Source organism: Sphingobacterium sp. 18053 (assembly GCF_902706145.1).
GTDB classification, from domain to species: domain Bacteria; phylum Bacteroidota; class Bacteroidia; order Sphingobacteriales; family Sphingobacteriaceae; genus Sphingobacterium; species Sphingobacterium paramultivorum.
Genome location: NZ_CACSJW010000019.1, coordinates 1 through 5,285 on the forward strand (window position 1 = coordinate 1; position 5,285 = coordinate 5,285).

Sequence of the window (5,285 nt, forward strand, 5' to 3'; positions counted from 1 at the left end):
GAAAAGTTCTTTAAGAAAACACAATCATGTAAGCGTGACGAGTAGACAAACGAAAGTCATGAACAAATTCAAGAATTAGTTCAATTCGATCCAAGATCAGAGATATAAAAAAAGAATTCTGATTATGTAAATAGTTGGAATCAAAAACTTCATTTTACAATGGAGAGTTTGATCCTGGCTCAGGATGAACGCTAGCGGCAGGCCTAATACATGCAAGTCGGACGGGATCCGTCGGAGAGCTTGCTCGAAGACGGTGAGAGTGGCGCACGGGTGCGTAACGCGTGAGCAACCTACCTCTATCAGGGGGATAGCCTCTCGAAAGAGAGATTAACACCGCATAATATATCTGACCGGCATCGGTTGGATATTAAATATTTATAGGATAGAGATGGGCTCGCGTGACATTAGCTAGTTGGTAGGGTAACGGCTTACCAAGGCGACGATGTCTAGGGGCTCTGAGAGGAGAATCCCCCACACTGGTACTGAGACACGGACCAGACTCCTACGGGAGGCAGCAGTAAGGAATATTGGTCAATGGGCGGAAGCCTGAACCAGCCATGCCGCGTGCAGGATGACTGCCCTATGGGTTGTAAACTGCTTTTGTCCAGGAATAAACCTTTCTACGTGTAGGAAGCTGAATGTACTGGAAGAATAAGGATCGGCTAACTCCGTGCCAGCAGCCGCGGTAATACGGAGGATCCGAGCGTTATCCGGATTTATTGGGTTTAAAGGGTGCGTAGGCGGCCTATTAAGTCAGGGGTGAAATACGGTGGCTCAACCATCGCAGTGCCTTTGATACTGATGGGCTTGAATCCATTTGAAGTGGGCGGAATAAGACAAGTAGCGGTGAAATGCATAGATATGTCTTAGAACTCCGATTGCGAAGGCAGCTCACTAAGCTGGTATTGACGCTGATGCACGAAAGCGTGGGGATCGAACAGGATTAGATACCCTGGTAGTCCACGCCCTAAACGATGATAACTCGATGTTGGCGATAGACAGCCAGCGTCCAAGCGAAAGCGTTAAGTTATCCACCTGGGGAGTACGCCCGCAAGGGTGAAACTCAAAGGAATTGACGGGGGCCCGCACAAGCGGAGGAGCATGTGGTTTAATTCGATGATACGCGAGGAACCTTACCCGGGCTTGAAAGTTAGTGAAGAATGCAGAGACGCATTCGTCCTTCGGGACACGAAACTAGGTGCTGCATGGCTGTCGTCAGCTCGTGCCGTGAGGTGTTGGGTTAAGTCCCGCAACGAGCGCAACCCCTATGTTTAGTTGCCAGCATGTAATGGTGGGGACTCTAAACAGACTGCCTGTGCAAACAGTGAGGAAGGTGGGGACGACGTCAAGTCATCATGGCCCTTACGTCCGGGGCTACACACGTGCTACAATGGATGGTACAGCGGGCAGCTACATAGCAATATGATGCTAATCTCTAAAAGCCATTCACAGTTCGGATTGGGGTCTGCAACTCGACCCCATGAAGTTGGATTCGCTAGTAATCGCGTATCAGCAATGACGCGGTGAATACGTTCCCGGGCCTTGTACACACCGCCCGTCAAGCCATGAAAGTTGGGGGTACCTAAAGCATGTTACCGCGAGGAGCGTGTTAGGGTAAAACCGATAATTGGGGCTAAGTCGTAACAAGGTAGCCGTACCGGAAGGTGCGGCTGGAATACCTCCTTTCTAGAGTATCGCGGATCGGTACTCGTCACGTTACATATGATTGCAAAAGAAGAAAACATCAGAAGAAAGTGCCCGCCCCGAATGGAGCAGTACCGAGAGAAAGAGATGAACAAGATAAGCTAGTCCCGTAGCTCAGTTGGTTAGAGCACTACACTGATAATGTAGGGGTCAGCAGTTCAAATCTGCTCGGGACTACGAAAAAAAGAGGGGAATTAGCTCAGCTGGCTAGAGCACCTGCCTTGCACGCAGGGGGTCAACGGTTCGAATCCGTTATTCTCCACATCTCCGGGAGGAACATCGACAGATGCTCCTAAAATAAACCGGAAAAAGAGTTCTTTGACATATTGAAAGAGAAAAAAAATTACAAGAGAAGACAACAGTATAGAGACAATACGTGTATGTGTTTGAAGTAAGGGAGAGACCCTCGGTCAAGGCCGAACGATCCCGAACCTAGCATATGTGTATATATATCACAAGCAGCCGCATAGTAGCAAAAGGCTATGCCGGTGAAGAAAGTAAATAAGGGCACACGGGGGATGCCTAGGCTCTCAGAGGCGAAGAAGGACGTGATAAGCTGCGATAAGCTTTGGGGATTGGCAAATGCGACTTGATCCAGAGATTTCCGAATGGGGCAACCTGACTATTTGAAGAATAGTCGTATAAAACGCGAACGCGCTGAACTGAAACATCTAAGTAGGCGTAGGAGAAGAAAATAACAATGATTTCCCAAGTAGTGGCGAGCGAACGGGAAAGAGCCCAAACCGATCATGTTACGGCATGGTCGGGGTTGTAGGACCACGACATTGTACAGCGCTATGAACTGGAAGCAGGTGGGAAACTGCGCGACAAGGGTGAGAGCCCCGTACAGGTAAAGAATGTTGACATAGTGGTATCCTGAGTACCGCGGGACCGGAGAAATCCTGTGGGAATCCACCAGCACCATCTGGTAAGGCTAAATACTCCTGAGAGACCGATAGTGAACCAGTACCGTGAGGGAAAGGTGAAAAGAACCCCGAACAGGGGAGTGAAAAGAACCTGAAACCGTGTGCTTACAAGCGGTTGGAGCAGACAAGTTCTGTGACAGCGTGCCTTTTGCATAATGAGCCTACGAGTTACTCTTGTCTGGCAAGGTTAAGTCCTTCAGGGACGCAGCCGAAGCGAAAGCGAGTCTTAATAGGGCGCATAGTCAGATGAGGTAGACGCGAAACCTTGTGATCTACCCTTGGGCAGGTTGAAGTTGCAGTAACATGTAATGGAGGACCGAACCGATAAACGTTGAAAAGTTTCCGGATGACCTGAGGGTAGGGGTGAAAGGCCAATCAAACTGGGAAATAGCTCGTACTCCCCGAAATGTTTTTAGGAACAGCGTCGGCGTAGAGTTTGATAGAGGTAGAGCTACCGATTGGGTGCGGGGGAGTCAAATCCTACCAAATCCAGACGAACTCCGAATGCTATCAAATATAGCCGGCAGTGAGGCTTTGGGTGCTAAGGTCCAAGGCCGAGAGGGAAAGAACCCAGACCATCAGCTAAGGTCCCCAAATTCGTTCTAAGTTGAACTAACGAGGTCCGGTTGCCCAGACAGCTAGGATGTTGGCTTGGAAGCAGCCATTCATTTAAAGAGTGCGTAACAGCTCACTAGTCGAGCGGCCGGGCGTGGATAATAAACGGGCATCAAGAACGGTACCGAAGCTATGGATTTGCACTTAGGTGCATCTGGTAGGGGAGCATTCCATCGCCGGAGAAGCAGTTTGGCAATGAACTGTGGAGGTTATGGAAAAGCAAATGTAGGCATAAGTAACGATAAGGCGGGTGAGAAACCCGCCCACCGAAAGACCAAGGTTTCCTGATCAACGTTAATCGGATCAGGGTCAGTCGGGACCTAAGGCGCACCCGAAGGGGGCAAGCCGATGGACAACTGGTTAATATTCCAGTACTCTTCATAACTGCGATGTGGTGACGGAGTAGTGACACTGCCGCGAACTGACGGAATAGTTCGTTGAAAGGCGTAGGTATAGGGACGGTAGGCAAATCCGCCGACCCTGCTGAAACCCAATAGTACAGCAAAGCTCCGGTGGCGCTGATAGAGCAGGTAAACAGACTTCCAAGAAAACCCGCTAAGCTTCAGGTTATGAAGACCCGTACCGCAAACCGACACAGGTGGTCGAGGAGAGAATCCTAAGGTGCTCGAGTGAGTCATGGCTAAGGAACTCGGCAAAATGGCCCTGTAACTTCGGGAGAAGGGGCGCTGTCTCAGCGATGAGCAGCCGCAGTGAAAAGGCCCAGGCGACTGTTTAACAAAAACATATGGCTTTGCAAAATCGCAAGATGAAGTATAAGGCCTGACACCTGCCCGGTGCTGGAAGGTTAAGAGGGGATGTCATCGTAAGAGAAGCATTGAATCGAAGCCCCAGTAAACGGCGGCCGTAACTATAACGGTCCTAAGGTAGCGAAATTCCTTGTCGGGTAAGTTCCGACCTGCACGAATGGTGTAACGATCTGGGCGCTGTCTCAGCCATGAGCTCGGTGAAATTGTGGTATCGGTGAAGACGCCGATTACCCGCAACGGGACGGAAAGACCCCATGCACCTTCACTATAGCTTAACATTGAGATTGGGTACAGGATGTGTAGGATAGGCGGGAGATGTTGAAGTGGCTTCGCCAGGAGTCATGGAATCAACCTTGAAATACCGCCCTTTCTGTATTCGGTTTCTAACTCGGTCATGCCGAGGACATTGTTTGGTGGGTAGTTTGACTGGGGTGGTCGCCTCCAAAAAGGTAACGGAGGCTTTCAAAGGTAAGCTCAGTACGCTTGGTAACCGTACGTGGAGTGCAATGGCATAAGCTTGCTTGACTGTGAGACCGACAAGTCGAACAGGGTCGAAAGACGGACATAGTGATCCGGTGGTTCTGTATGGAAGGGCCATCGCTCAAAGGATAAAAGGTACGCTGGGGATAACAGGCTGATCTCCCCCAAGAGCTCATATCGACGGGGAGGTTTGGCACCTCGATGTCGGCTCGTCACATCCTGGGGCTGGAGAAGGTCCCAAGGGTTGGGCTGTTCGCCCATTAAAGTGGCACGCGAGCTGGGTTCAGAACGTCGCGAGACAGTTCGGTCCCTATCTGTTGTGGGCGTTGGAAGTTTGAGTGGATCTGACCTTAGTACGAGAGGACCGGGTTGGACAGACCTCTGGTGAACCTGTTATGCCGCCAGGTGTACGGCAGGGTAGCTACGTCTGGAATAGATAAGCGCTGAAAGCATCTAAGTGCGAAACTAGCCACGAGATGAGACTTCCTTATAGGGTCGTAGAAGATGACTACGTTGATAGGCCATAGGTGTAAAGGTTGAGAGACCAAAGCCAAGTGGTACTAATAGCCCGAAGCTTTCTCAAGCAGACAGACACTGTTGTCTTCCTCTTTAATTTTTGAAACAAACAAGAAACGAACCTCTTTCAATAGCTATGTCAGTTGGCATGAATAACATGATATGAATATCATAGATCAGCCAATAAAGATTTTTAGGTGCCTATATCGGCGGTGTCTACCTCTTCCCATTCCGAACAGAGCAGTCAAGCCCGCCAGAGCCGATGGTATTGCCGTAA

General features: G+C 49.9%; 2 tRNA genes, 2 rRNA genes and 1 other annotated feature. All 4 genes read left to right on the top strand.

Annotated features, from left to right (window positions below):
- The first annotated feature begins 156 nt into the window (after nucleotides 1–156).
- The 4 genes from GVK91_RS26995 to GVK91_RS27010 all read left to right on the top strand — a co-directional run bounded on the left by GVK91_RS26995 (nucleotide 157) and on the right by GVK91_RS27010 (nucleotide 5,075).
- A 16S ribosomal RNA gene (locus GVK91_RS26995) occupies nucleotides 157–1,686 on the top strand.
- A 121-nt stretch (nucleotides 1,687–1,807) separates the two neighbouring features.
- Nucleotides 1,808–1,881, top strand: a tRNA-Ile gene (locus GVK91_RS27000).
- An 11-nt stretch (nucleotides 1,882–1,892) separates the two neighbouring features.
- Nucleotides 1,893–1,966, top strand: a tRNA-Ala gene (locus tag GVK91_RS27005).
- Nucleotides 1,967–2,195: 229 nt separating this feature from the next.
- Nucleotides 2,196–5,075: ribosomal RNA gene (locus tag GVK91_RS27010) — 23S ribosomal RNA — on the top strand.
- The 16S and 23S rRNA genes sit together here with 2 tRNA genes alongside, the layout of an rRNA operon.
- 126 nt (nucleotides 5,076–5,201) lie before the next feature.
- Nucleotides 5,202–5,285 (top strand) — a sequence feature (5S ribosomal RNA rRNA prediction is too short).